This is a genomic window from Moraxella bovis (genome assembly GCF_002014975.1).
Classification (GTDB): domain Bacteria; phylum Pseudomonadota; class Gammaproteobacteria; order Pseudomonadales; family Moraxellaceae; genus Moraxella; species Moraxella bovis.
In genome coordinates this window covers 1-24,716 of record NZ_MUXV01000015.1, presented here as the reverse complement: position 1 = coordinate 24,716, position 24,716 = coordinate 1, and the positions used below count along the sequence as shown (strand labels likewise).

The following is a 24,716-nucleotide window of genomic DNA, read 5'->3' as shown; positions in this document are numbered from 1 at the left end:
CAATGCTGTTTTTATCACTCATAAAATCACCATGAACAAGCCGACTTTTAATCCCAAAAATGCCTTATTGTGGGCGATGTGTGCCATTGCCCTTGTGGTGTTTGGTGTGCTAATAGGGCGACTGACCGCCAAGCCGTCAGAGACCGAACGTGCCACGTCCATTGACGCACCCGATAACACCAAAATAGCCATGACCGTACAGGCGACCACACCAAGCCCCATGCTTGTATCAGATAGCTTGTCCGCCAGTGGCGTGATGAGTGCCAAAGAGACTGCCGAAGTCAGTGCCAAAATCACAGGGGCGACCATTGAGCAGGTACTCGTTGAAGTGGGTGATTATGTCAAGGCAGGGCAGGTGCTTGCCGTGCTAGATAAAGACACCATGAGTGAGAATGCGGTGCAGGCACAGGCGGATTATGAGCAGGCAAGGGCGAGCCGTGAGCAGGCACAGGCGGATTTGGCACGCGTGGAGCCACTACTTGCCATTGATGCGGTCAGCCGTCAGCAAGTGGATAGCTATCGCACCGCCCTAAAACAAGCCCAAGCGACCGAAAAGGCGAGTTTGGCACGCCTTAGCACCGCCAAAAGCAACCTAAATAACACCCAAATCATTGCCCCTGTGGCAGGGATTATCAGTGCCAAAAACGCACAGGTGGGCGTACTGGTCAGTGGCACGCCATTATTTAGTATCATCAAAGGCGGACGGCTCGAATGGCAAGCGACACTCTCGCCTGCCGATGCCGAGCGTATCCATGTCGGACAGCAGGCACAGGTTATGGTGGGCGATGAGAGCGTGGCAGGGACGGTTACTCATCTGTCGCCAACCGCCAATGCAGGGCGTGAGATAGTCGTGCATGTCGCCATGCCCGCCCACTTCGCCCTAAGAGCAGGGACATATCAGCGTGGACAGTTCGTGCTAGGCAGTCAAAGTCATCACGCCATACCCAGCTCGGCAGTCATGAGTACGGACGGCTATGACTATGTGTGGCAACTTGCCAAAACTGACCAGACGGACATTTACCAAACCCGACGCCAAAAAATCACCGTTTTGGCTCGTGAGCAGGATAAAGTGGCGACCGATTTACCGTCTGATACGCTCATTGTGGCAAATGGGGTGAGTTTTTTAAATGAAAATGACTTGGTAAATATCGTCATGACCCAAGACATGGCAGGGGATAAGGCAGGGCAACCATGAATTTTTCAGCCTATTCTATCAAAAATCCCTTGGTGGCGATTTTGTTATTTACCTTATTTACACTCGGTGGATTGCTTGCTTTTAACAACATGAAAATTCAGCAGTTCCCCGACATTGATGTGCCTGCCGTCATCGTTACGGTGGTGTATTCGGGGGCAAGTCCTGCCCAGCTAGAAACAGACGTCGCCAAAAAAATAGAAAACAAAATCACGTCCATATCAGGGGTCAAGCATATTCGCTCAACCTTGCAGACAGGCGTGGCAACGGTACATACCGAATTTGCCCTAGAAAAAGACCTATCAGAGGCGGTTGATGACGTGCGTTCGGCACTAGATGAGATTAGCAGTGATTTGCCGGCTGCTGCCGAAGAGCCGATTATTACCAAGGTCTCCACCGCAGGCTTTCCTGTGGCAGGCTATTCGGTGGCGTCTGATAACATGAGCGAGGCGGAGCTGTCGTGGTTTGTTGATGATACATTAAACAAACGTCTGTCCAATGTCGCAGGCGTGGGGACGATGAGTCGTGTGGGCGGTATCGAACGCCAAATCATCGTTGCTCCTGATGTGGCAAAGCTAAATGGGTGGGGGCTACCCATTGGTAATTTGTCCAACCAAATCAGTGCTTCACAGACAGATGCCACAGGTGGCACCGCCAAAATCGGTGGCGGTATGCAGACCATTCGAGTGCTAGGGGCGGCACGCAGTGTCGAGGAGCTGGCTCATATCCAAGTTGTTACCCCAGCAGGGGGCGTGCCATTAGGTCAGCTTGCCAGTATTGATGACGCTCATGCCGACCGAAGTAGCGTGGCAAAGCTGGACGGACAGACGGTGGTCGCGGTCAATTTTACTCGCTCACGTGGGGCAAGTGAAGTGGATATGGTAAAGGGCATTGATGATGAGCTTGCCAAATTTGCCCAAGAGATGCCGCATATCCGTGTCCAAAAAATCTATGACAACGCCCAGCCCGTGTTTGAAGATTATAATGCCAGCATGAAAATGCTCATCGAGGGCTGTATCTTGGCGGTGGTCGTGGTGTGGCTGTTTTTGCGAAACTGGCGAGCGACTTTGGTGGCAGCAGCGGCACTGCCGTTGTCTATCATACCGACCTTTTTGGCGATGTATGTGTTTGATTTTAGTTTAAATATCATCTCACTACTTGCCTTGTCGCTCGTCATCGGTGTGTTGGTTGATGATGCCATTGTTGAAGTGGAAAACATCATGCGACACCTACACATGGGTAAGACCCCATACGAGGCGGCGATGGAGGCGGCAGATGAGATTGGGCTTGCGGTGGTGGCGACCACGTTTACGCTCATTGCCGTGTTTTTGCCGACCGCCTTTATGAGTGGGGTGGTGGGGCAGTTTTTTAAGCAGTTTGGGTGGACGGCAGCGATTTCGGTGTTTATCTCGTTATTGGTGGCACGTCTGGTTACGCCCATGATGGCGGCATACATCCTAAAACCTGAACAGCCTAAAACCGAAACGACAAGCAAAACCATGACCGCCTATCTCAAACTGGTGTCATGGACATTAAAGCACCGCTTTATCACGCTTGGGGCGACCATTGTGCTGTTCATCGGTTCGTTGGCGATGGCAAGGCTACTCTCGGGTGAGTTCGTGCCAGCAGATGACAGCGACCAGACCCAGCTCACCTTAGAGCTAACCCCTGATGCGGTGCTAAAAGACACGACCGTCATCGCAGACATGACTGCCGAGCGTATCCGCCACATTGATGGCGTGCAGTCGGTATTCGTGTCGGTGGGGACGACAGGCGGTGGGGCGGACAGTCGCAATGCGTCTGCAGGGGCGGAAAATAACGCTACACTCAATGTCGTGCTTGCCCCACGTGGCAAGCGTCCCACAAAGGCAGAGATAGAACACGCCATATCAGACGTCATCAAAGGCGTGCCGTCTGCTCGCTTTACGGTGGGTATGTCGGCAGGGGGCGATACGGGCTATGGGTTCTCGCTACGTTCGGATAACCCCAGACTGCTAGAAGAGATGGTGGATAAGGTCATGGCGGAGATTCGTGGACTGCCGAGCGTCTCATCGGTGAGCAGTAATAAGCCGTTGCCTAAGCCTGAGCTTGCCGTTATCCCTGACCCCATGCGTATGGCGGATAAGGGCGTTACCACGCAGTCGCTTGCTGATACCTTGCGTATCGCCACACAGGGCGACTATGAGCAGGCACTCTCTAAGCTGAGCCTTGACACACGCCAAATCCCCATTGTAGTGCGACTGCCTGACAGCGTGCGTGCCGACCCTGTGGCGTTGTCTAGCCTGTATGTGCCAAGCAGTACGGGCAATGCGGTCAAGCTCTCGGAAGTGGCGGATATTGACTTTACCACAGGCGAGGCGGAGATTCGCCGTCTCAATCGTGAACGCAGTATCAAAATCACGGTACAGTCCGAGCAGGAGTTAGGCGAGGTGGTCAGTGCCGTTAGGGACTTGCCAAGCCTAACCAACCTGCCTGATGGTGTGAGTGCGATGGACGAGGGGCAAGCCGATAGTATGGCGCAGCTGTTTACAGGCTTTGTCATTGCGATGGGTGTGGGGATATTTTGTATTTTTGGCGTGTTGGTGCTACTGTTTCACAAGGTGTTACAGCCCTTTACTATTCTCATGGCGTTGCCGTTATCTATCGGTGGGGCGTTGATTGGTTTGGTGGTAACAGGGTCTAGCCTGTCCATTTCGTCCATGATTGGCTTTATTATGCTCATGGGTATCGCCACCAAGAACTCTATCCTGCTCGTGGATTATGCCATCATTGCCGAGCAACAGGGCAAATCTCGCCTAGATGCGATACTAGATGCGTGCCGTAAGCGGGCTCGCCCTATCATCATGACAACCATTGCGATGGGGGCAGGTATGTTGCCACTAGTGTTCGGCTGGGGTGGGGTGGATTCGACCTTTCGCCGTCCGATGGCGGTGGCGGTGCTGGGCGGTCTTATCACGTCCACGTTTTTGAGCCTTGTGGTGATACCGGTGGTTTATACACTGATGGACGATGTGGGACGGTGGTTTAAAAAGTCTAAGACGACTTAATCTAAGACGGTTTAATGGGTCAAAACCACGTCAAAGGGCGTGGTTTTGTTTTTGGGGTTGGATTTCCCAAATGATTTCCGTCTAATATTCCACCATCATGCCCTTATCCAATAGTATCCGCCCCTTTGGTGTTCGCTGAATATAACCTTGCTGAATAAGATATGGTTCTATCACGTCTTCAAGCGTCCCTCTATCCTCCGCCATCGCCGCCGCAATCGCCTCCACGCCCGCAGGTCGCCCATCAAAACGCTCTTTTAGCATGGACAGATAACGCCTATCTAAGTGGTCAAGCCCTTGTTTATCCACCGAAAGCATGTCTAGGGCAAGGCTTGCCATCTGCCCTGTTACCACGCCATTGCCCTTGACCTCAGCATAATCACGCACACGCCGTAACAGACGGTTGGCGATACGGGGCGTACCACGAGAGCGTCTGGCGACCTCGACCGCCCCCATCTCCTCCATGTCAATCCCCAGTAGGCGTGCCGAACGTCTCACAATGGTCGTCAAATCCGCCACATCATAAAATTCAAGGCGTTGGACAATGCCAAATCTATCACGTAAGGGCGATGTCAAAAGCCCTGCCCGAGTGGTCGCTGCCACGAGCGTAAAAGGGGGTAGGTCAAGTTTGATGGAGCGGGCGGCAGGGCCTTCGCCGATCATGATGTCAAGCTGAAAATCCTCCATCGCAGGGTAGAGTATCTCCTCGATGACAGGCGATAGGCGGTGAATTTCATCGATAAACAGCACGTCCCCTTCTTCTAAGTTGGTGAGCATGGCAGCCAAATCACCCGCCCTCTCTAACACAGGGCCACTGGTGGAGCGTAGATTTCCGCCCATCTCACGGGCGATGATGTTGGCAAGGGTGGTCTTGCCGAGTCCAGGGGGGCCAAAAATGAGCGTGTGATCTAACGCTTCGCTCCGTTGTCTGGCGGCAGTGATAAACACTTCCATCTGCTCACGCACTTTGGGTTGTCCGATGTAGTCAGATAGGGTAGTGGGGCGAATGGCACGGTCGAGATTGTCGTCTTTTTTGGTGTTGGGGTCGATTAGGCGGTTATGATTCATGATGATGTTATTAAATTAAAAAGGACTATTATAAAGAAAAATGCAGGCAATGTGATGATTTTATGAATTAATTTTTCAAAAAGTACAGGTAGAATCCCATGCCAAATCAAGTTTAGCAATGAAACACAACTGTTGCTGTATCATTGCTAAACTTGATTTTTAAACACAATTATTCTACATTTTTGGTCAAATTTGAGATATTGTTTTAAAGATTTATGGGTATGATAGTGCCGTTAATTTGGTCAATAAGTCGGTTATCGCCCATGCTTATGTCAGTATCCCCCAAAAGTCTTGCCAAGTCCGCTGTTGGCACTGTCCGCCGTGAGCTGATGGTGCGTTGCCATGGCGTTGATGTGGCAGATGTCGCTAAGTTATTAAAAACTTTTATCATTATTTTGGTAACTTGTGTTACCGTAAGCCTGCCCATGCAGACCCATGCCAAAAGCACCAAAACCGCCAAAGCCTACACCATCAGTGCCAATGACGTGGCAGACATTCGGGTAACCAAATACGAGCTGGCATTGGTGCAAGTCATGGCAGAGATATGCCCACAGATGTTAATCGGACGACAAAAGAGCCAGTTTTATGAAGCCTATAACAATCAGCTTCGGGCATTCATTCCCAGTGCTGACGACCCCGAAGAGATATTGGATTATCTGTCTACACAGCGAGATTACCGAGCGGTACTCCAAAGCGTGCGTTCATGGACAAAAAGTTTCCCCCAAAACGAAAACCGAGAATTATGTGCCGATTTTGCTAATGTGAGCCGAGCATTTTAAAGCAGTTTGGACTGGATGACCAAAAGGAATTTTGTCAAAACGACAAAAACAGCAAAAACAATTTTATATTTTTAGTAAAGTTTGGTATAGTTAGCACTTTTTATGCATAAATTTGAGTGAATTTGCGGTATGATGACTTTTTTTAAGAAAACTTCCCTAGTCTTGGCATTTTTGACAGTCTCTGTCACCGCCCTTGCCAATAACGGCATTAATCCCCCCAAGCAAGACAATGCTGCCTATGTACTCATGGATTATGACACAGGCACAATACTTGCCCAAAATAACGCCAACGAACCACTGCCCCCAGCGTCATTGACCAAGATGATGACCGGTTATATCTTAGAGCAAAAACTGCTCTCAGGCGAGCTGTCTGAGACCACGCCCATCAAGGTCAGCGAGAAGGCATGGTGCCGTGGATCAAGCAGTCAGTCATGCATGTATGTGCCACTGGGTGAGAGTGCTACCGCCATTGACATGCTACGGGGTATCATCATACAGTCGGGTAATGATGCGTCTATTGCCGTGGCGGAGCATATCTCAGGGTCAGAATCTGCCTTTGCGGTGATTATGAATGATGAAGCCGCCAAGCTGGGCATGACCAATACTCACTTTGCCAACGCCACAGGCATGCCTGCCGAAGGACATCGCTCATCGGCTCAGGATTTGGCAGTATTGGCACGCACGGTCATCAAGAACTCAGCACAGTACTACCCCATTTATAGCGAAAAAGAATTTACCTATAACAACATCAAACAAGGCAACCGTAACGCCTTATTGTTCACGGACGCCACCGTCGATGGTCTAAAAACAGGACACACCGCCGAGTCGGGCTATTCATTGGCGGCGTCAAGTCACAAAGATAACATGCGTCTGATTGCCATCGTGCTTGGGGCAAAGAGCATGCAAGCCCGTGCCGACCAAGCTCGTGAACTACTGGACTTCGGCTTTGGGCATTTTACCAATGTGATGGTTGCCCCCCAAGGCACAGACGCAGGGGCGATACCTGTGAAGTTTGGAAAGGCAGATACGGTAACTGCCAGCACGCTAAGCGACCTAAAAGTACTCACCACCAAAAACCAAACGGGCAATTTCACCACAGCCATCAAGCTCAATGACAGCATTACCGCCCCCATCAAAAAAGGGCAAGAGCTTGGTCAGATGATGGCAGTCATGGATGGCAAGACCGTTGCCAGTACGCCCATCACCGCAGGTGATGACGTGGAGCAGGCGGGCTTTGTCAGTCGTATGTGGGAGAGTTTGGTGGATTGGATAAAAGGGTTGTTTTAAAATTTTAAAACTGCTTTAAAGGTTTGCAAAAATCATCTTAAAACACCATTTAAAAAACCATTTGTTATTATAAATCGGGGCATGTCCCCGATTTTTTTGGACTTAAATTGTCAAGATGATGGTATTTTAAATCATTTTTTAAAAATAACAGTATCAATAAATGCTACCGCCGATAAATATCTGTCGTGATAGTCTTTATTGTTAATAATATGTGGGGTAATTTGATGTTTGTCAAATAATCTCATGAGCGTCTTTGAAAAAGCACTGCGTTCATCATCCGAGCCTAATGACCGCATTCCGTCTGCGACCCATTTGACATTATTGTCAAGCATAATGGTATAATCCATTTTGACATTTTCACAAAATGCCGTTAATAAAGGATGAGTGCGATTTTCATACGTTTCACAAAAGGCTTGTGTGGTAATAAAATCGGTATCAATAATGGTAATGGGGCTAATCGCGTTTTTTAGGGCGTTTTGAATTGCCAAATAATGCTGATTGGCGATAACAGGATAATCGCTGTACTGTAATCCAACCTCTGTGCCGCCCAAATCGCTGTGTGTGTAGAGTCGCCCCATTTCTAAGACAAAATTTGCCCCATAATGATTGGCAAGTTTATGCACAAGCGTGGTTTTGCCCGAGCTTTCACCGCCCACGATACAGACGGTTTTAGTGTAGTTTTGTTTGGCGGACGGGGCAATGGCGTGAAAATGGGCAATGGGATTTTGATAAATGGCGGTGCTATTATAATGATTATCGGGTAATAGGGCGGTTTGATAGGTTTGGTTATTTAAAAGATTATTTTTGGCAAATGATTTGATAAATAGCGTGGGTGTGTCATTGGTTTGTAAGGCGGTAATAATCACATCAATCAGCGATGTATCAGAGTTTGGCTCATCATAAGCCCAAGTTTGCCTATTTAAATCAGTCAAATTTAAACCATCAGCCGTATGCACTTTAATAAACCCAAAAAACTCACACGCTACTTGCACGGCTCGGGCTTTGTCTTGCAAAGTGGGCTTAAAGGGACTGCCACCATCTTTGGGCAATACCACGATGTGCAAGGCATCCACTTGCCCTGAGGCGTGATTGATGTCTGCCAAATGCCCCAAATGCAAAGGCTCAAAATGTCCGATGAGAATGCCTGTGTTCATTATGTCACCTTTTTGTAATGTTAAGTGAAAATCGTAAGATTGAGTAAAATTGCTTGAAAATCATGGTGTTGGCTGTTATCTTAAACATTCTTTTCAACCAATTTTATTTATATTATACGCAAATTTGTGAAGGTAATAGTAAATAAAAGTAACAAATAAGGTTTTATCATGGCACAAGCAAAATTATATAAATTACATCGTTCACGTCATCACCGCATGATAGCAGGCGTGATGGGCGGTATCGCAGAGTACTTGGGTTGGTCGCCCACGATGGTGCGACTTCTGTTTGTCGTCATCTCGGTCGCCAGTGCTGCCGTGCCAGGGGTGCTTATCTACTTTATCCTGTGGATAGTCATGCCAAAGGCGACGGCAAGTTCGTATGTGCCAGAGGCTGATTATCAGCAGGTGCGATAAATCCCCTTGAAAAATCCGCCCCCTATCCCTATTTTTATCCTGTTAATGAGGGCGTGCCAAACCTTGATTACATTTGTTCTGGTGCGTCCAGTTTTAAGATTTTGCGTGTATTTTTGTGCAAAAAATGGCTAAATCTTGTGGCTCGAAGTCAAATCCATTGTTGATATGATTATATCAACTGCGGGCTTTTCCTAGAAAAACTTGCGATTTTTCTCATTTTTTGCAACAAAAACCAAGATTTGGCACGCCCTTGACAGGATATTTTTATGACCATCAAAAACCATACCTTTGAAACCGAAGTTAATCAGCTTCTGCACCTTGTTACCCATTCTTTGTACTCAAATCCTGATATTTTTGTCCGTGAGCTGGTGTCTAACGCCTCTGACGCTTGCGACAAATTACGCTTTTTGGCAACCAGTGATGACAGTCTTTATGAAAATGACGGCGAACTTGCCATTAAAATTGAGATTGACAAAGATGCCAAGACTTTGACCATCAGTGATAATGGCATTGGCATGAACGAAGCGGACGTGATTGACAACTTAGGCACGATTGCCAAATCAGGCACCAAAGCCTTTTTGGATAAACTCTCAGACGCTGACAAAAAAGACGGCAACCTTATCGGACAGTTTGGCGTGGGCTTTTACTCAGGCTTTATCGTGGCGGACAAAATCACGGTAGAAACTCGTAAAGCTGGCGAGCCAAGTAGTCAAGGTGTACGCTGGGTATCGGACGGTACAGGTTCATTTACGACCGAAACCATTGACAAGCCTACCCGTGGCACTTCCATTACTTTGCACCTAAAAGATGAATTTGTGGAGCGTGAAGACGGCGAATACAGCTACCTTGACCGCTACAAAATCAAGTCGCTCGTAAGCAAATATTCTGACCACATCAGTCTGCCCATTCAAATGCGTAAAGAAGTGTGGCAAGAAGATGCCGAGCAGGACGAGAACGCCCCTGTGCCAAATGGCGAGATGATTTTGACGGACGAATGGGAAACCATTAACAAAGCGTCCGCCCTATGGACACGCACGCCAAGCGAGATTGGCGATGATGAGTACAGCGAGTTTTATAAAACCGTAAGCTATGATTTTGATGAGCCACTGACTTGGACGCACAACCGAGTGGAAGGGCGTGTGCAGTACACTCAGCTCCTATATATCCCCAAAAAAGCCCCATTTGACCTATACGCCCGTGAACAGCAACGTGGGCTAAAACTCTATGTCAAGCGTGTGTTTATCATAGACGATGCCGAACAGCTTCTCCCCATGTACCTGCGTTTTGTCAAGGGTGTGATTGACAGTGCTGATTTACCGCTCAATGTCAGCCGTGAGATTTTGCAAGAGTCTCGTGATGTCAAATCTATTCGTGAAGGCAACGCCCGCCGTGTGCTGACCCTGTTGGCAAGCCTAGCTAATAGCGAAGATGAAGCCAAACAAGCCAAATTTGCCGACTTTTACAAAGAGTTTGGCGATGTCATCAAAGAAGGCTTGGGCGAAGATAAAGCCAACCAAGAGCGTATCGCCAAACTGCTCCGCTATGCCACAAGCACAAATGACAGCGTTGAGACTGGCTTTGCTGACTACAAGGCACGCATGAAAGACGGTCAAAAGGCAATTTATTATCTGACAGCCGAAAACCTAGTCTCTGCCAAAAACAGCCCACAGTTAGAGCTGTTTAATAAAAAAGGCATTGAAGTTATCTTGATGACTTCAAAAGTGGACGAATGGGCGATGAACTTCTTGACCGAATTTGACGGCACGCCCCTACAAAATATCGCCAAAGGGGCGGTGGATTTGGGCGATTTGACCGATGACGCTGAAAAAGAAGAAGTCAAAAAACAAGAAGAAGCCTTCAAACCTGTAGTAGAACGCCTAAAAGGGGTGCTTGGCGGACGAGCCAAAGACGTGCGAGTAACGAGTCGTTTGGTGGATTCTCCTGCCTGCCTTGTCGTGGGCGATGGCGAGCTGACCCCACAAATGGCTCAAATGCTAAAAGCCATGGGACAGCCTGTGCCTGACGTCAAGCCAACTCTGGAAATTAACCCCACGCACCCGCTGATTGCACGTTTAGAGAGCAGTGGCGATTTTGATGACCTAGCCGAAGTTATCTTTGACCAAGCCTTGATAGCAGATGGCGGACAGCCTGATGACCCTGCGGGGTATTTAAAGCGGATTAACAAATTGCTTTTGAAGTAATCGCTTTAATACTTTTTTATAAAATACCCTGTTTTTTGACGGGGTATTTTTGTGGGTACAAAGTAAATACCTTTATATGGCAAAACTATGGTATAATGACTGTTCATCTTTTTAAGCAAGTTGTTGCTTAGGGCGTGCCTGCCTTTGGTATTTGCAATGAAAAACAAGATTTAGCCATTTTCATGCAAAAACATCATTTTATCTTTACAATATTTCTAAATTTTAAAAGTGTTGTAAGGGCAGGTGCGCCCTAACATATTAATAACATTGTGAAATGTTAAACTCCCCATACAGGAACACATCATGAATACCCTCCACACCACCGAATTATCCGCAGACACCCATACAGATACCGCCAAACCCCAAGGTGAAAAACTGCAAAAACTCCTAGCACGCATGGGCTTGGGTTCACGTCGTCAGTTAGAAGAAATCATCAAAACAGGACGAATCTCCATCAACGGCAAAACTGCAACGCTGGGTGATAGAGCCAGAGTGAGTGATGAGATTCGTATCGACGGGCGACTGGTACGTCTTAAAGCCGAACGTGAGAAACGTCGCCGTGTCATCGCCTACTATAAGCCCGAAGGCGAGATTTGCTCCATGTCCGACCCCGAGGGTCGCCCCACGGTGTTTGACCGTCTGCCCAAGCTGACAGGCGACAGATGGGTGATGGTCGGCAGGCTAGATATTAACTCATCAGGTCTGCTACTGTTTACCAATGATGGCGAGCTGGCTCATCGTCTCATGCACCCATCTAGCGAAGTGGTGCGTGAATACGCCGTACGTGTGCTTGGCGAAGTTACCCCAGAGATTGCCCAAAATCTGACCCGTGGCGTTGAGTTGGAAGACGGCATGGCACGCTTTGATGACATCAAAGAAGGCGGTGGCATGGGCGTGAATAAATGGTATCACGTCACCATCAAAGAAGGTCGCAAGCGTGAAGTTCGCCGTATGTTTGAGTCCCAAGAGCTTAAAGTCTCACGCCTGATTCGCACCCGTTATAGCACCATGATATTGCCCAAAGAGCTAAAAACAGGGCGGTTTATTGAGCTTGATGCCAAAGCCATTGATGCCCTTGTCTCATCGGTAGGTCTGCGTTCTCGCCAAGGTACGGGACTAAACACATCTGCCAAAGAAAAACAAGCCCGCATCCATAAAAAACCCTTGCCTGCTCGTGAAGTTCGCCAAAAACGCACCCAAAAAGGCAAAAGCGAGCGAAAAAGAGCCGATGACAGACAAGGCAGAAGCGAACGTAAAGGAGGGCAAGCCCCTGCGTTTGGCAAGGCGAAGTTTTATAAAGTGTAAATTATTATGCCTTTATCGCCGAACCGCCCGAATACTTTTTATGGTATTCGGGCGGTTTTTATGAGCGATAATTTACAAGGTTATCATCTGCAAGTCGCTAAAATCACGCTTCTTCTACCCAGCGTTTTTGGCTTTCTTTAATCACTTCTTTGGCGGTGGCGACATCAAAAAAGCCTTCTACTTTGGTGGTGCCAGCTTTTTTCAAATCCTTGTAGTGATTGAAGTGAAATTCTAGCTGTTTGAGAAGCTGTGGTGGCAAATCATCAAGGCTGTTGTAGGCGTTGCCGTTATTGCGGTCATCGGCAGGCACGACGATGACTTTGTCATCCACTTCGCCGTCATCGACGAATTTCATCACGCCAATCACTTTGGCTTTTAGGAAAATACCCGTGGTCAATGGCTGTTCGGTTAGGATAAGTGCGTCTAGCTCATCGCCGTCTTCGTCTAGCGTTTGGGGAATAAAGCCATAGTTGCAAGGTTTGGCAAAGGTGGTAGGCTCAACACGGTCAAGCTCAAAGCACGCCAATTTGCGGTTCCATTCGATTTTGTGGTTTGAGCCAGTAGGGATTTCCACGACCACATTAATCTCGCCTGCGTCCACGTCGCCTGCATCTAGGATTTTGTTAAAATCTACCATAAAATTCTCCGATGGGGATTAAAAAAGGTGTGCCATTGTAATATTAAATCCGCCCAAGTGCAATCATCAATTTATGATGTTTTTGCATATTGCTTGTGGATAATGGCATATTATCAAGGCTTATCTGATGTATCAGGCAGGCAAATGGGGGTACTGATACAGCTTGGAGTGTCCACTTTTGTTTTGTCTAAGGCGGTCATGAGTTGTAAGGTTGCCCGCTCCCAATCTTCAATTTGACTTGGGTCATCAAGGTGGCGTTTGTCAAGATTGGCAGGATTTATGGGATATTTATCGTCTCGCTCATCTGTTGGTGTGGCGATAAATGCCAGAAAGGCTTGGGCTTTTTTGCCAAGTTCGCTGTCATGTTTGCCAAGTTTGACAAAGCTTGCTTCGTCTGTGAATGTCTCATCATTTTCATTGATGTAGGTGATAAATTTGGTTTTATCATCGTTTAGCCAACGTGTATTGTCTGAGCCAAAAAATAACAAATATTCATAAAATAACGATAACCGTTTGGCATCATCAATAAATACACTCTGCGGATACATCTTTTGATAATCTTGCCAAAATAACGCCCGCTCGATAAGCTCATCTAATGAAATGCTAAGACCTGCATCGCACCATAGTGGCTCTTGGTTGTCGCTGGCAAGTCGCTCAATCATGACTGCTTGGTCTTTTGGCAAATGGGGCGTAAACAGCTTGGCAAATGCTTGATAATCATTGACAAAGTCAAATTCCCCTTCGCAGTAGTCTGCTATTTTTAGCTTATTTTGTTTGACTTGCTTGATGAAATATTGGGCTTTTGGGTGTAGTGTGGCGATGTCGGATTCGTTGTACTTTTTGTTATAATGAATGTCGTACATGACCTGATTTAACTGGTCAAATTCTGTATCATCAAGCAAAAATGTATCGCCTTGCCAAAAGGATAAAAAACGCTGATAAGCAAGCTGATACTGTATCGCCCACTTGATTTGGGTGGTGTTGTCGGCAGTCGGTAGGCAGTGATTTAATAGTTTATCTGCCTGATCAAAGTCATCTATTTGACTATTGATGTCAATGGCATTTAGTGTGTTGGTAATGGCTTGGCAATCAATCGCTTGGGGGTTGGTGCTTTGGGCGACTGGCGTGGGCGATGTAGGGGTGGCGTCCACAAAGGTCTGTTCGGCTTGGTGTGGCTTGGTGTTTGGGGTAGGTGGGCTGTTGGGTTTGTTGTCGCAAGCGGTCAAGGACAATAGGGTGATTGTGATAATTGTTAATGGGTATTTCATGTTTATTTGCTCGGTATTGGCTCATTTATGGGTCTTAGGGCGATTTGTCCGCTGTGTCTTTTTTGAATATTACTGATAAATTTATGAATAAATTCGTGTGTTTGGCTCTCATCAAATTTGCCAAATTGCGACAATTTCACCATTGCCATGCCTGCATAGCCACAAGGGTTAATGGCGTTAAAGGCGGTCAAATCATTGACAAGGTTAATGGCAATGCCGTGATAACTATGCCCTTGTTTGATTTTAAAGCCTAGACTTGCAATTTTGCCAAGCATATCGCCATTTGTGTTATAAATATACACCCCAGGGGCATCACGGCGAGCCTTAGCGGTCAAATCGGGCGGTAGGTATTCGCCAACCACGTCTTCTATGGCTTGCTCGGCGTGGCTGACTAGGTCTCGCACGCCCATGCCAAGTCGGTGCAAATCCCACAGCCAGTACACCACAAGTTGCCCCACGCCATGCCACGTTACCTGTCCGCCCCTGTCGGTTTTGATGATTGGGGTGTCGGTTTTGTAGAGAATATGTTCTTCTTTGCCCGCTTGTCCTAGCGTATAGACGTCTTGGTGTTCCACAATCCACAGCTCATCAGGGCAGGCTTTGTCAGCCTTTTTGTCGTCAATGCGAGACAAAATGCGAGCAAGCATATCATCATGCGTGGCGTTATATTCGGCATGGGGGTGGGTGGTGGTGTGTAAGTTGTCCCATTGTAAGGGGGTAAGGTCTAGGTGGGGTAGGTTTAGGGTCATGGCTTTTAAATGGTCAAAATAAGGACTATTTTACGCCATTTTGTTAAAAATAAAAACCATTTTAACCATTTTAACCATTTTTAACTGCTTGCACACCCTTTACCCTTTTGTTATAATCTTGCTTATCAATCGGGGTGCTATTTATGGCTGAGATGATACCCGTGAACCTGATACAGTTAAAACTGGCGTAGGAAATTGATAAAAATTGACGAGCAACACACTTTTTTGGTGTGGGTTTTGACTGTGCTTTTTTAATCTTAAAAAGGAAAAACCCATGACCAAAGTTACCAAAAATCCACTCTTCCCAGACCAAATTCCCCTAGACTTAATCGACGAAGTCCGCAAGCAAAACCCCCTAATTCACAACATTACAAATCTGGTCTCCGCCAATTTTACTGCCAATGGACTGCTTGCTGTTGGTGCATCCCCCATGATGGCAGAGTCGCCTTTGGAGATGGCGGAGCTTGCCAAAATCAGCAGTGCCGTTGTGCTAAATATCGGTACGCCGTCCGACCCCAAAACGTCCGCCATGATTATTGCAGGGCAAACCGCCAACGCCCATGGCATTCCTGTGGTGCTAGATCCTGTGGCGGTGTCGGCAAGCACTTTACGCCAATCTACCATTTGTCAGATTAGCCAAGTCGTGCAATTTGATGCCATTCGTGGCAACGCAGGCGAGCTTGCGTTTTTGGCAGGGGCGAACTGGCAAGCCAAAGGTGTGGATGCTGGGCGTGGCGATGCGGATTTGGCGAGTATTTGCCAAGCGGTTGCGAGCAAATATCGCACCATTGCCATTTTGACAGGCGAGATCGACTACATCTCAGACGGCACGCAGGTGGTCGCCCTTGCCAATGGTACGCCACTACTCCCCAAAGTTACCGCCACAGGGTGTCTGCTAAGTGCCGTGGTTGGGGCGTTTTTGGCGGTGGCAGGCCGTGAGCGGTATTTGGTGGGGGCGGTCAATGCCTGTGCCACGTTTGCCATTGCAGGCGAGCTTGCCTGTGAAGGCTTATTGTCAAGCCAAAGCGGTATGTTTATGTATCAATTCTTGGACAAATTAGGCGGTATTAGCCCCGATGAGATTGCAAATCGTATCAAATTTGTGGGAGAAAAGGCATGAGATATGTCCACACCCACCCACGCACCAATCGCCCCGCCCAAGCTCTTAGTATTGCAGGGTCGGACTCTGGCGGTGGGGCAGGCATGCAGGCGGATTTAAAGACCTTTGCCATAAGGTGTGTATTTGGTACAAGTGTACTGACCGCCACAACCGCTCAAAACACCCAAGGCGTATGGGGCATTCATCATCTGCCGACCGACCATATTAGAGCCCAGCTTGTCGCCATTCGGGACGATTTTGAGATTGGGGCGTGCAAAATCGGTATGCTTGGCACGTCCGACATCATTGATACGGTGGGGCGGTTTCTACAAAATCGTCCGTTTAGGCAAGTGGTGCTTGACCCTGTGATGATTGCCAAAGGCGGACACGCCTTGCTTGATGACAACGCAACGGACAGTCTAAAACGGCTTATTCCCCTAACCGACATCATCACGCCCAACCTACCAGAAGCCGAAGTGCTAACAGGCATGACGATAGCGTGTGATGATGATATAAGGCAAGCCCTGTACGCCTTACAAGGCATGGGGGCAAAGACAGTCATCATCAAGGGCGGACACAGCCAAAACTTCCAAAGTACCATATGCATAGATTATGTGCTTGATGAGACGGGCGACATTTGGCAAGTACAAAGCGTGCGCACCAACAGCAAAAACACGCACGGCACAGGGTGTACGTTCTCGGCGTGTATCACGGCAGAGCTTGCCAAGGGGGCGAGCGTGGCAGATGCGATTCATACCGCCAAACGCTTAATCAGTCAGGCAATTAGCACCGCCCCCAACATCGGACACGGACATGGGGCGGTCAATCATTGGGCATTTTGGGAAGGCGGGGTATAGATAAAATGATTGGTAAATTTTAAAATCGCAAGGTGCGTACCATACACCGATAATCATTTATTTCAATTTAAAATGATAACTTATTGATTATCTGATAATTATTTTTGGGTTGTAGGGGCGTGTTGCACACGCCCTTGACGATACAAAGATTTTACAGGGCGTGCTCAGCATGCCCCTACACCGATACATCATTGAATTTGTGGTAATTTCAGTATAAAAAAGTGCATATTACACACTTACAATCATCACATTAACCCCCAAAAAAAGACCCCCTCATGTTTGATAAATCAATCCTATCCGTCTATTTTGTCGCAGGCACACAAGACTGCACGCACCGAGACGAACCCACACCCCAACAGCGATTGCTTGCGGTGCTAAAATCCGCTCTTGATGCAGGAATTACTTGCTATCAATTTCGTGAAAAAGGCGACAACGCCCTAACTTGCCCTGATGAGATTAAACAGCTTGCACAAGATTGCCAAGCGTTATGCCGTCAATATGGCGTGCCGTTTGTGATTAACAATGACGTTCATCTGTGCCTTGACATTGGGGCGGACGGCGTTCATGTGGGGCAGACGGACATGGATATTTTTGACGTGGCAAGGCTCTGCCGTGGACGTGCGTTTGTGGGTTTGTCGCACAGCTCGCTTGATGAGATAAGGGTCAGCGTGGGGTATGATTTGGCGGATTATTTGGCGATTGGGGCGGTGTTTGACACATGCTCAAAGGCGGACGCTGGGCGTGCGGTGGGCGTGGATATGGTGGGGCAGGTGCGAGCGATGATTGGCAATCGTCCACTTGTCGCCATTGGTGGGATTGACACGACCAACGCAAGCCCTGCGCGTGCCAATGGGGCGGACGGTGTGGCGTGTGTGTCGGTGATTGCCCGTGCGGACGATATGGGGGCGGTGGTAGGGACGTTAAAGGGGGTGTGATCAATCGTATGGCGTTTGTCATTGCAAATTGGGGCGTATTGCTTTATGACAAAATATCAATCTTAACTTGAAATTAACTTATTGATTGTTTGCGATTTTATAATCATTTAACTTCAAAATACACCGATGACAGTAAGGTGCGTATTACGCACCAATAAGAGCTTCTATTTAAAAGGTGCGTGGTACGCACCTTACCATTCAACTTATTGATTTATTTAATATTTTAAATCGTAGGGGTGAATTACATTCGCCCAAAACGACAATATTTCACAGGGCAAATGTAATTTACTCCTACAAATTAATCCAAAAATATGGTTAATTAAAATCACCAAAATCAATTGTATAACAAAATAAATCCCGCCAATTTCCCCCATTCCCTCAAAAATTTGCTATCATACCCCAAACTTCTTTTTGGAAAACTCATGACCCACACGCCAATCATCACGTCATTACTGGATAATGACTTATACAAATTTACCATGCTCCAAGCCATGCTTCATCAATTCCCCCAAACGCATGGCGTGTACCGCTTTCGCTGTCGCAACAACGACAAATTGGCGTTCCCCTTGGGCGAGATTAAGGATGATTTGGAGCATCAGCTTGACCTGCTTTGTACCCTAAAATTTAAGCAAGATGAGCTGGATTATCTGAGACATTTGCGGTTTATTAAGCCTGATTTTGTGGATTATTTAGAATTATTTGCCTTAAAACGCCGATTTATCAAGGTCTGGACGGACGATGAAAACCGCCTAAATATTGAGATTGAAGGGGCGATGATTCAGGCGATGTTTTTTGAAATTTTTGTGTTATCCATTGTCAATCAGCTCTATTACGAACGCCTAGCCGACCCCAACGCCTTAACAGACGGGCAAAAACGCCTTGATGAAAAGGTGCAAATTTTAAAACATTATGAAATGCTAGAACGCTCAGACGTGCACAATCCCGCCTTTGCCGTGGCGGATTTTGGCACACGTCGCCGTTATAGCCGAGACTGGCATTATCATGTGGTGCGGACGCTTGCCAAGGCATCGCCCAGTATTTTTCGGGGGACGAGCAACGTCTATCTTGCCAAAGAGCTGGGTCTGACCCCAATCGGCACAATGGCTCATGAGTTTATGCAAGCCTTTCAAGCTCTAGATGTACGCCTAAGAGACAGCCAAAAGGCGGCGTTGGAGGCGTGGGTGCGTGAATATCGGGGTGATTTGGGCATTGCCTTGACGGACGTTGTGGGCATGGACGCATTTTTAAGAGATTTTGATTTGTATTTTGCTAAGCTCTTTGACGGACTTCGCCACGATTCAGGCGATCCGTACGAGTGGGGCGACAAGGCGATTGCCCATTATGAGAAGCTACGCATTGACCCCAAAACCAAAAGCCTGACGTTTAGCGACGGCTTGACACTCCAAAAGGCGTGGGATTTGCATGAATATTTTAAAACCCGTATCAAAACAGGCTTTGGTATCGGCACCAATCTCACCAACGACATGGGACTCACCCAGCTTAATATCGTGCTAAAACTTGTGGAATGCAACGGGCAACCTGTCGCCAAACTCTCCGATAGCCCTGGTAAGACGATGATTGATGATGATACGTATCTGGCATATTTAAAGCAGGTGTTTGAGGTAAAAGAGTGATAAAAAAGGGGTGTTATGCCCCTTTTGTTTTTAAAATATAAATCGTAAATGGTTGGGGTTGATGTTTGCCATTTCCTTTTTATCACGCCACCGCCCCAAGTTTGCAGGATTATGCTATACTAACGCACTATCAATGGGTGTGTATGGCACACCAATCATTTTAGCATTAAACTTAACAGGAAAATCATGACCACCCTAGACCCCAACTGGCAATCCGATGCCCTAGACCCGACTTTGGGATTTTTTGAAGAGACCTTGGCAATCCGTGGCGGTTATCATCGCACGGACGAGGGCGAGCATGGCGAGGCGATTTTTACCACCAGTAGTTATGTTTACAAGTCCGCCAAAGACGCCGCCGACCATTTTGACGGCACAAAAAAAGGCAATGTCTATTCACGCCACACCAACCCCACCGTGCGAGCCTTTGAAAGACGGCTTGCCCTGCTAGAAGGGGGCGAACGCTGTGTCGCTACCGCAAGTGGGATGGGGGCGATTTTGACCATGTGTTTGGCGTACCTAAAAGCAGGCGACCACCTACTTTGTGCTAAGCAGTTATTTGGTTCATCGGTTGCACTGTTTGATACCTACTTTCGCTCATTTGGTGTGGAGGTGAGCTATGTGGACTGCTTTGATAATGACGCATGGCAAAACGCCATTCAGGACAACACCAAAATTCTGTACTGCGAAAGTCCGTCCAATCCGCTGGCTCAAATTGCCGATTTGCGATTTTTGGCAAATCTTGCCCATGATAATGGGGCGATGCTTATCGTGGATAACTGCTTTGCCACCCCTGTCATTCAAAAGCCGTTGGAGCTTGGGGCGGACGTGGTGATTCATTCGGCGTCCAAGTATATTGACGGGCAAGGGCGTGTGCTTGGCGGGGCGCTTGTTGGCTCAAACGAGCTTATGGAAAAAGCCTTTACTGTCATTCGCACAGGGGGCATTAGCCTGTCGCCCTTTAATGCGTGGGTGCTGTTAAAGGGGCTTGAAACCCTATCAATCCGCATGAAAGCCCATTGCGACAATGCCAATCGGGTTGCCGAATTTTTATCAAGCCACCCCAATGTCCAAAAAGTGCATTTTTCAGGATTGCCCACGCACCCAAGCCACGAGCTTGCCAAATCCCAGTACACGCACCTAGACGTACAAGGCGGAGCATTTGGGGCGATTATCGGCTTTGAAGTGGCGGACAAGGACAAGGCGTGGCATGTCATTGACAGTACACAAGTCATCAGCATTACCAACAACTTAGGTGATGCCAAATCCACCATTACCCACCCTGCCAGCACCACCCATTTTCGCATGACCCCCGAGCAACGAGTAGAAGCAGGCGTGAATGACGGTCTCATTCGCTTATCGGTCGGACTTGAAAATGTCAATGACATCATCAATGATTTAAAGCGTGGTCTTGATGAGTTATAAAAAACATGGGTCAGCCACGCCTTTTGCCAAAATTGCAACAAAATATTACAAACTAGCCATGTTTGCTTAGGGCAGGGCTGTTATCTTATGCTAAATTTATTTTTTAAAGTTAATTTATGAAAAAAATTCTTAAAGTGGTTGCTGTCGGTGGGCTGATGATGACCCTATGGCACAAAAAAGGGCAGGGCAAATCGCAGAGCGATACCACCACGCCCATCAGTCATGCTCGCCGTAGCCGTGGATGGCTTCCTGTTATTGGTTCGGCACTGTTGGTGGGGACAGCGGTCATGACTGCCCCTGCATACGCCATGAGCGAATCGGCAGTACAAAGTTTTGCCAATAGTCTAAATACCGCCGCCAATGCCCAAAATATCGGCATGGTCTCACGGCTTATCGATGATAATGCCGTCATCAGCTTGACCCGCAAAGGCAATACCACCACCCTTGATAAAAATGGATATTTACAACTACTCCAAAAGTCATGGGCAGGGGCGAGCGATTATCGTTATAGTATTAATGCGACAGATGTAGTCGTCACGGGCAATCAAGCCCGAGCCAATGTCATCACCACAGAAAGCTGGACAAAAGATGGTCGTCGCACGACATTTAGAACGCATTCTAAGGCAACTTTGTCCTATATCGGCGGTAATGCCATGCTACTTAGAGCGGTGTCGCAAGTTACTGTGGAGTAGATTATATGGTTTTTAAAATGACATGTTTTTGAAAATAAAAAAGAGATGTGGCAATGCCATGCCTTTTCATTAACATATTTGGGTTTGATTGATGGGGCTTGATATATTATAATACGGGCATATTTCACATCATTAATAGGATTTTATCATGGCGTTTTTTAACATAGGCTCTAAAGCAGGCATGGCAGGTCTTAAACCCTTGACCATCGCTGTCTCATCAACATTATTGTTTGCTTGTGCCAGTACCAATAACACCAACGTAAACACAGGTAATGCACCCATTGTCAGCACGCCAAGCACGCCAAATGCCCCTGCCGATGTCTATACAGGTGTGCTTGACCAAGCAACCTTAGATGAGTTAGAAGACCTACTTCAAGCCACGGACATGACCATGGTAGAAGGCGATGCCTTGACCGTGCAGCGTTATGGCGATCTGTGGGACAGAGTGCGTCGTGGCTATCGCATGAGCGAGATAAATAATGGACGCATTGAAGCCCAAAAATCATGGTTTTATAGCCGTCAAGACTACATCAATCGCCTAACCGCCCGTACATCCCGTTACTTACATCATACCGTAACCGAAGCGGAGCGTCGTGGCATTCCAACCGAACTTGCCCTACTGCCCATCATTGAAAGCTCCTACGACCCATCAGCAACATCCAATGCGGCAGCAGCAGGTTTGTGGCAGTTTATCCCTAGTACTGGGCGTATTTATGGTCTCAACCAAAGCACCACTTATGATGGTCGTCGTGACATCATCGAATCGACCCGAGCGGCGTATGACTTTTTGACCAGTTTGTATAACCAGTTCGGTTCGTGGGAGCTTGCTTTGGGGGCTTATAATGCAGGACCAGGGCGTATTCAAAGAGCCATTGATGCTAACCGCAATGCAGGTCTGCCAACCGATTATTGGTCGCTACGCCTACCCACTGAGACGATGAACTACGTGCCACGCTTTATGGCGGTTGCTCAAATTGTTAAAAATCCCCAAAGCTATGGCGTGTACCTGCCTGCCATCGCCAACCACAGCCATTTTAGAGCTGTGCCTGCCAACTTCGGTGTCAGCCTGTATGATGTGTCAAATGTGACAGGCGTACCAGTGGATGAGTTAAGACTGCTTAACCCATCGCTTATTAATTATAGCGTGGATGCCAGTGGGCCGGGACGTGTGATTATCCCTAATAGCGTGCCAAGCAGTGCCGATACAAAGCTAAAAGCCTTGCAAGGCATGGGCTATGGTGCTTCCACCTACGTGGCAAGTAGCTACGTACAGCCGAATATGGGTGTGCAGAATCCTAGCTCACGTCAAGAGTTGGCTTCTGCCAATGCCCTACCAGCCACGGGTGCAGGCGTGACTGTGAATAACAGCATCATCCAAGAGCCATCACTTACCCAAGAAGAGCGTGACTTTATTGCCGCTCAGATTCAAGCCAATAGCACAGAGAACATTCAGCCGATTGCCCGTGATGGTAACATCGAACTAAATGCCATCCAAACCCAGCAATCTGTATTAGAAGCTCGTGGCGAGACAAAAAGCCTAAGCTATAACGCTCCAGCAGGTGCAGGCACACCTGCGGTAGCACCATCAAATAACACATATATCCCACCTGTCTCAACAGCTCCTACCATAACCGCCAAGGCGGAGCGTTATAAAGTCGTGGCAGGTGATACATTGACAGGCATTGCGGTAGCTCACGGGCTAAGTGTCAGCCAGTTGGCAAGCTATAATGGCATTCCTGCGAACACGCAAGTGAAGACAGGACAACGCCTATGGCTTATCCCTGGTAAAGTCAGCACGGTTGCCAAAGATACTGCCAAGCCGACAGTGAAAACCAGTACGCACACCGTCCAGTCAGGTGAGAGCCTTACTTCTGTGGCAAGAAAATACAACATGAGCGTGCAGGACTTAGCAGTACTCAATGGCTTATCAGTCACCGATGGAATTTTGATTAATCAAAAGCTAAAAGTATCAGGTACGCCAGTCAAATCAAGCGGTAGTACAAGCTCATCAAGTGGCAACACCAGTTCATCAAACAGTGCCAATACCAGTACTTATAAAGTCCAGTCGGGCGATACACTGACTGCCATCGCCAAAAAACTGGGCGTGAGTAATGCCGACATCGCTGCGTTAAACAGCTTTAATGCCAACTCGCCACTTATCGCAGGGCAGACGATAAAAGTACCTGCCACCAATGCCCAAGTGGAACGCAAGCTAAACAACCAATCGGTGAAATACACCGTCCAATCAGGCGACAGCCTAACATCGGTGGCAAATAAATACGGCATTAGCGTTGTTGAGCTTGCCACTGCCAATAACTTATCAAGAACAGCAGGGCTCATTCGTGGCAGAACTATCACAATCCCTGCGGCAGGTACAGTAAAGGTTGCTCGTCAGACAACTAAGAATGATGATAAAGCCAGTCGCAATGACAACTCCGACAACACCGCTCGTGGCAACGTCATCAAATCTACCGAAAATTATACGGTAAAAGCAGGCGAGAGTTTAAATGCCCTTGCCAGTAGATATGGTGTGTCAGCACGGGATTTGGCAGCGACCAATAAACTGCCTGCCAATGCTCAGCTACAACGGGGGCAGACCATTAAAGTGCCAAAATTGACTGATACTTATAAAGTCAAGTCGGGCGACAGTCTTAACTCTGTGGCGAAAAAATTTGGCATCAGTGTGGCAGAGCTTGCCAAGATGAACGGTCTAGGCACTGACGCACAGCTAAAAATCAATCAAACCTTGACAGTGCCAAATAAATAATCAGTCCAAACAAAACCCCATCTTAAAATTAAGATGGGGTTTTATGTTGCCAAAGGAGTTGCAGCTAACAAAATTAGGGTGTGCTTGCCTTTTGTATTTGCAATGAAAAATGAGAGAAATCACAAGTTTTTGACGAAGAAAAACATTCGACCACTTAATCTGATAAATCTTAAGATTTTAACTTAATTTTAAAAATAGGTAGTAATCCAAAA

19 protein-coding genes and 1 riboswitch are annotated in these 24,716 nt (G+C 47.6%); of the genes, 14 read left to right on the top strand and 5 right to left on the bottom strand.

Features of this window, described 5'->3' with window-relative positions; translation table 11 throughout:
* Positions 1–31: 31 nt before the first annotated feature.
* Positions 32–1,195: an efflux RND transporter periplasmic adaptor subunit gene (locus B0182_RS03930; protein WP_078273691.1), complete on the top strand. Its 1,164-nt coding sequence runs from the start codon at positions 32–34 to the stop codon at positions 1,193–1,195.
* Entirely contained in the window at positions 1,192–4,239 is a 3,048-nt protein-coding gene (locus tag B0182_RS03925) for an efflux RND transporter permease subunit (protein WP_112742504.1), read from the top strand. The genes B0182_RS03930 and B0182_RS03925 overlap by 4 nt, the downstream gene beginning before the upstream one ends.
* A gap of 81 nt (positions 4,240–4,320) precedes the next feature.
* Here the strand turns inward: B0182_RS03925 and ruvB are convergent, their stop codons facing one another.
* Positions 4,321–5,304: a Holliday junction branch migration DNA helicase RuvB gene (ruvB, locus tag B0182_RS03920; RefSeq protein ID WP_078273690.1), complete on the bottom strand. Its 984-nt coding sequence runs from the start codon at positions 5,302–5,304 to the stop codon at positions 4,321–4,323.
* Between the two features lie 269 nt (positions 5,305–5,573).
* Between ruvB and B0182_RS03915 the strand changes: the two genes are divergently transcribed.
* A complete protein-coding gene (locus B0182_RS03915; protein WP_143821657.1) occupies positions 5,574–6,083 on the top strand; it encodes an MCR_0457 family protein in 510 nt (169 codons plus the stop codon).
* A 129-nt stretch (positions 6,084–6,212) separates the two neighbouring features.
* Positions 6,213–7,370, top strand: a complete 1,158-nt coding sequence (locus B0182_RS03910; protein WP_228157703.1) for a D-alanyl-D-alanine carboxypeptidase family protein — start codon at positions 6,213–6,215, stop codon at positions 7,368–7,370.
* Positions 7,371–7,501: 131 nt separating this feature from the next.
* Here B0182_RS03910 and nadR read toward each other — a convergent pair whose 3' ends face one another.
* Positions 7,502–8,524, bottom strand: coding sequence for a multifunctional transcriptional regulator/nicotinamide-nucleotide adenylyltransferase/ribosylnicotinamide kinase NadR (gene nadR, locus B0182_RS03905; protein WP_078273688.1), 1,023 nt, complete (start codon positions 8,522–8,524; stop codon positions 7,502–7,504).
* A gap of 168 nt (positions 8,525–8,692) precedes the next feature.
* Here nadR and B0182_RS03900 point away from each other — a divergent pair, with 168 nt between their 5' ends.
* From B0182_RS03900 to rluB, 3 genes are all read left to right on the top strand, one after another.
* Positions 8,693–8,938: a PspC domain-containing protein gene (locus tag B0182_RS03900; protein ID WP_078273687.1), complete on the top strand. Its 246-nt coding sequence runs from the start codon at positions 8,693–8,695 to the stop codon at positions 8,936–8,938.
* 266 nt (positions 8,939–9,204) lie between these two features.
* Positions 9,205–11,139, top strand: coding sequence for a molecular chaperone HtpG (gene htpG / locus B0182_RS03895; RefSeq protein WP_078273686.1), 1,935 nt, complete (start codon positions 9,205–9,207; stop codon positions 11,137–11,139).
* Between the two features lie 396 nt (positions 11,140–11,535).
* Positions 11,536–12,444, top strand: coding sequence for a 23S rRNA pseudouridine(2605) synthase RluB (rluB, locus tag B0182_RS03890; RefSeq protein WP_244893645.1), 909 nt, complete (start codon positions 11,536–11,538; stop codon positions 12,442–12,444).
* A gap of 103 nt (positions 12,445–12,547) precedes the next feature.
* On the opposite strand, the gene B0182_RS03885 is transcribed toward rluB, so the two are convergent.
* The 3 genes from B0182_RS03885 to lipB all read right to left on the bottom strand — a co-directional run bounded on the left by B0182_RS03885 (position 12,548) and on the right by lipB (position 15,098).
* A complete protein-coding gene (locus B0182_RS03885) occupies positions 12,548–13,081 on the bottom strand; it encodes an inorganic diphosphatase (protein WP_078273684.1) in 534 nt (177 codons plus the stop codon).
* Positions 13,082–13,194: 113 nt separating this feature from the next.
* Complete coding sequence (locus tag B0182_RS03880; RefSeq protein ID WP_078273683.1) at positions 13,195–14,349, bottom strand: hypothetical protein; 1,155 nt, start codon at positions 14,347–14,349, stop codon at positions 13,195–13,197.
* A gap of 2 nt (positions 14,350–14,351) precedes the next feature.
* On the bottom strand, positions 14,352–15,098 hold the full coding sequence (lipB, locus tag B0182_RS03875; protein ID WP_078273682.1) for a lipoyl(octanoyl) transferase LipB: 747 nt from the start codon (positions 15,096–15,098) through the stop codon (positions 14,352–14,354).
* A 120-nt stretch (positions 15,099–15,218) separates the two neighbouring features.
* Positions 15,219–15,309: riboswitch (TPP riboswitch) on the top strand.
* Between the two features lie 63 nt (positions 15,310–15,372).
* Between lipB and thiM the strand changes: the two genes are divergently transcribed.
* The 7 genes from thiM (at position 15,373) to B0182_RS03840 (ending at position 24,504) form a co-directional block, all read left to right on the top strand.
* Positions 15,373–16,218 (top strand): hydroxyethylthiazole kinase, encoded by an 846-nt coding sequence (gene thiM / locus B0182_RS03870; RefSeq protein WP_078273681.1) that lies wholly within the window; start codon positions 15,373–15,375, stop codon positions 16,216–16,218.
* On the top strand, positions 16,215–17,054 hold the full coding sequence (gene thiD, locus B0182_RS03865) for a bifunctional hydroxymethylpyrimidine kinase/phosphomethylpyrimidine kinase (protein WP_078273680.1): 840 nt from the start codon (positions 16,215–16,217) through the stop codon (positions 17,052–17,054). The genes thiM and thiD overlap by 4 nt, the downstream gene beginning before the upstream one ends.
* Before the next feature lie 275 nt (positions 17,055–17,329).
* Entirely contained in the window at positions 17,330–17,989 is a 660-nt protein-coding gene (thiE, locus tag B0182_RS03860; protein WP_078273679.1) for a thiamine phosphate synthase, read from the top strand.
* A gap of 422 nt (positions 17,990–18,411) precedes the next feature.
* Complete coding sequence (gene pncB / locus B0182_RS03855; protein ID WP_078273678.1) at positions 18,412–19,623, top strand: nicotinate phosphoribosyltransferase; 1,212 nt, start codon at positions 18,412–18,414, stop codon at positions 19,621–19,623.
* Between the two features lie 186 nt (positions 19,624–19,809).
* Positions 19,810–21,045: an O-succinylhomoserine sulfhydrylase gene (locus tag B0182_RS03850; protein ID WP_078273677.1), complete on the top strand. Its 1,236-nt coding sequence runs from the start codon at positions 19,810–19,812 to the stop codon at positions 21,043–21,045.
* Between the two features lie 116 nt (positions 21,046–21,161).
* On the top strand, positions 21,162–21,737 hold the full coding sequence (locus B0182_RS03845; protein ID WP_112742497.1) for a nuclear transport factor 2 family protein: 576 nt from the start codon (positions 21,162–21,164) through the stop codon (positions 21,735–21,737).
* A gap of 148 nt (positions 21,738–21,885) precedes the next feature.
* The gene (locus B0182_RS03840) at positions 21,886–24,504 is read left to right on the top strand and encodes a LysM peptidoglycan-binding domain-containing protein (RefSeq protein WP_078273676.1); all 2,619 of its coding nucleotides are present in this window, start codon (positions 21,886–21,888) and stop codon (positions 24,502–24,504) included.
* Positions 24,505–24,716 lie beyond the last annotated feature (212 nt).

Bases quoted from the DNA above. Each gene is read 5' to 3' on its own strand.
- B0182_RS03885 (WP_078273684.1), bottom strand. From the start codon at position 13,081: ATGGTAGATTTTAACAAAATCCTAGATGCAGGCGACGTGGACGCAGGC.
- nadR (WP_078273688.1), bottom strand. From the start codon at position 8,524: ATGAACACAGGCATTCTCATCGGACATTTTGAGCCTTTGCATTTGGGG.
- thiM (WP_078273681.1), top strand. From the start codon at position 15,373: ATGACCAAAGTTACCAAAAATCCACTCTTCCCAGACCAAATTCCCCTA.
- B0182_RS03925 (WP_112742504.1), top strand. From the start codon at position 1,192: ATGAATTTTTCAGCCTATTCTATCAAAAATCCCTTGGTGGCGATTTTG.
- htpG (WP_078273686.1), top strand. From the start codon at position 9,205: ATGACCATCAAAAACCATACCTTTGAAACCGAAGTTAATCAGCTTCTG.
- pncB (WP_078273678.1), top strand. From the start codon at position 18,412: ATGACCCACACGCCAATCATCACGTCATTACTGGATAATGACTTATAC.
- B0182_RS03930 (WP_078273691.1), top strand. From the start codon at position 32: ATGAACAAGCCGACTTTTAATCCCAAAAATGCCTTATTGTGGGCGATG.
- B0182_RS03840 (WP_078273676.1), top strand. From the start codon at position 21,886: ATGGCGTTTTTTAACATAGGCTCTAAAGCAGGCATGGCAGGTCTTAAA.
- B0182_RS03850 (WP_078273677.1), top strand. From the start codon at position 19,810: ATGACCACCCTAGACCCCAACTGGCAATCCGATGCCCTAGACCCGACT.
- thiD (WP_078273680.1), top strand. From the start codon at position 16,215: ATGAGATATGTCCACACCCACCCACGCACCAATCGCCCCGCCCAAGCT.
- ruvB (WP_078273690.1), bottom strand. From the start codon at position 5,304: ATGAATCATAACCGCCTAATCGACCCCAACACCAAAAAAGACGACAAT.
- B0182_RS03915 (WP_143821657.1), top strand. From the start codon at position 5,574: ATGTCAGTATCCCCCAAAAGTCTTGCCAAGTCCGCTGTTGGCACTGTC.
- B0182_RS03845 (WP_112742497.1), top strand. From the start codon at position 21,162: ATGAAAAAAATTCTTAAAGTGGTTGCTGTCGGTGGGCTGATGATGACC.
- thiE (WP_078273679.1), top strand. From the start codon at position 17,330: ATGTTTGATAAATCAATCCTATCCGTCTATTTTGTCGCAGGCACACAA.
- B0182_RS03910 (WP_228157703.1), top strand. From the start codon at position 6,213: ATGATGACTTTTTTTAAGAAAACTTCCCTAGTCTTGGCATTTTTGACA.
- rluB (WP_244893645.1), top strand. From the start codon at position 11,536: ATGGGCTTGGGTTCACGTCGTCAGTTAGAAGAAATCATCAAAACAGGA.
- B0182_RS03900 (WP_078273687.1), top strand. From the start codon at position 8,693: ATGGCACAAGCAAAATTATATAAATTACATCGTTCACGTCATCACCGC.
- B0182_RS03880 (WP_078273683.1), bottom strand. From the start codon at position 14,349: ATGAAATACCCATTAACAATTATCACAATCACCCTATTGTCCTTGACC.
- lipB (WP_078273682.1), bottom strand. From the start codon at position 15,098: ATGACCCTAAACCTACCCCACCTAGACCTTACCCCCTTACAATGGGAC.